Below are 1,665 nucleotides of genomic sequence, written 5' to 3'. Positions count from 1 at the left end.
GCGACGGGCGTGGACGCGGCCCGCGCGGGTTCGTCCGCCGCCGACAGCAGGGTCCGCAACAGCGGGGAACGGGAGCGGAGTTCGTCCAGGGTGCCGGTGTCGACGATCCTGCCCTCGTCCAGGACGGCGATCCGGTCGGCGAGCTCCAGGGTGGAGCGCCGGTGCGCCACGACGAGCGTCGTGGGGCGACGGGGCTCCCTGCGCAGCGCGTCGTGGATCTCCGCCTCCACCCGGGTGTCGATCGCCGACGTGGCGTCGTCCAGGACCAGCAGGGACGGCTCGGCCAGCAGGGCCCGGGCCAGGGCGATCCGCTGCCGCTGCCCGCCGGAGAGCGTGAGCCCTTGTTCGCCGACGACCGTGTCGTAGCCGTGCGAGAGCCGCTCGACGAACTCGTCGGCGCGGGCGAGGCGTGCCGCCGCGCGGATCCGCCCGTCGTCGGCGTCCGGGCAGCCGTACGCGATGTTGGCCCGCACGGTGTCGGACAGCAGCAGCGACTCCTCGAACACGAAGCCGATCCGCGAGCGCAGCGAGTCCAGGGACAGCTCGCGCACGTCGTGGCCGCCGACGAGGACCCGGCCGCCGGTCACGTCGTAGAAGCGGGGCAGCAGCGCGGCCGCCGTGGACTTGCCCGAGCCGGCGAGGCCGATGACCGCCACCGTCTCGCCCGGACGGATCTCCAGCGAGAAGCCGCGCAGCAGCGGCTTCCCGGACGGCGGCTTCCCGGACGGCGTCCTGGCCCGGCCGTCCGGTCCGTAACCGAAGGTGACGTCCTCCCAGACCACGGAGGGCGGCCCGGGCGGCAGCTCGACCGCGTCGGGAGCCTCGGCCAGGCCCGGCGTCTCGTCGATCACCTCCAGGACGCGGACCGCGCCCGCCCGCGCGGGCTGCCACACGGTGAGCAGGGTGGCCAGCTGCCGTACGGGCGTGACGAACGAGCCGAGGTACGTGGTGAACGCCAGGAACGTGCCCAGCGAGATGCGGCCCTCCAGCGCCATCCAGCCGCCCAGGGCCAGGACCGCCACCTGGCCGAGGGCGGGCACCGCCTGCAGTGCCGGGTTGTACCGGCTCATGTACCGCACGACCCGGATCCGGGAGGCGAAGAGCCGGCGCGCCCGCCGGTCCAGGTCCGCCCGCTCGCGCCGCTCCTGCCCGAAGCCCTTCACCACCCGGACCCCGGTGACCGTCGCCTCCACGGCGGAGGCGACCTCGGCGGCCTCCTGTTGGGCGTGCCAGTTCGCCGGGAACAGGTCGCGGCGGCTGCGGAGGGCGATGAACCACAGCAGCGGCCCGACGACCAGCGCCACGGCCGTCAGCGGCGGGGACAGCAGCGCCATCAGCACCAGGGACGTCAGGAACATCAGCACGTTGCCGGTGAGGTTCGGCAGGAACTGCAGCAGCGTCTGGACGAGCGTGATGTCGGAGATGGAGCGGCTCACGGCCTGTCCCGTGCGCAGCTCGTCCTGCTTGACGCCGCCGAGCCGGACGAGCGAGGCGAAGGCGTCGTTGCGCAGGTCGTACTGGACGCCGAGCGACACCCGCCCCGAGCGGTAGCGGCGGGTGAAGCTCGCGCCGAAGCGCACCGCGCCCAGCGCCACCAGGAGCACGCACCACGGCGTGAGCGGGCCCGCGGTCCCGGCGCCGACGGTGTCGACGACGTGGCGCAGG

Annotated in this window: 1 protein-coding gene; it reads right to left on the bottom strand. The window is 74.4% G+C overall.

Going from position 1 to position 1,665, the window contains the following annotated elements; all coding sequences use genetic code 11:
- A partial coding sequence (locus HW445_RS30075) for an ABC transporter ATP-binding protein (RefSeq protein ID WP_180223969.1) occupies positions 1–1,665 on the bottom strand: 1,665 nt, incomplete at both ends.

The sequence above is a fragment of the Streptomyces sp. UH6 genome, assembly GCF_013421635.1.
GTDB lineage: Bacteria > Actinomycetota > Actinomycetes > Streptomycetales > Streptomycetaceae > Streptomyces > Streptomyces abyssomicinicus.
This window is presented reverse-complemented; position numbering and strand designations above follow the sequence as displayed.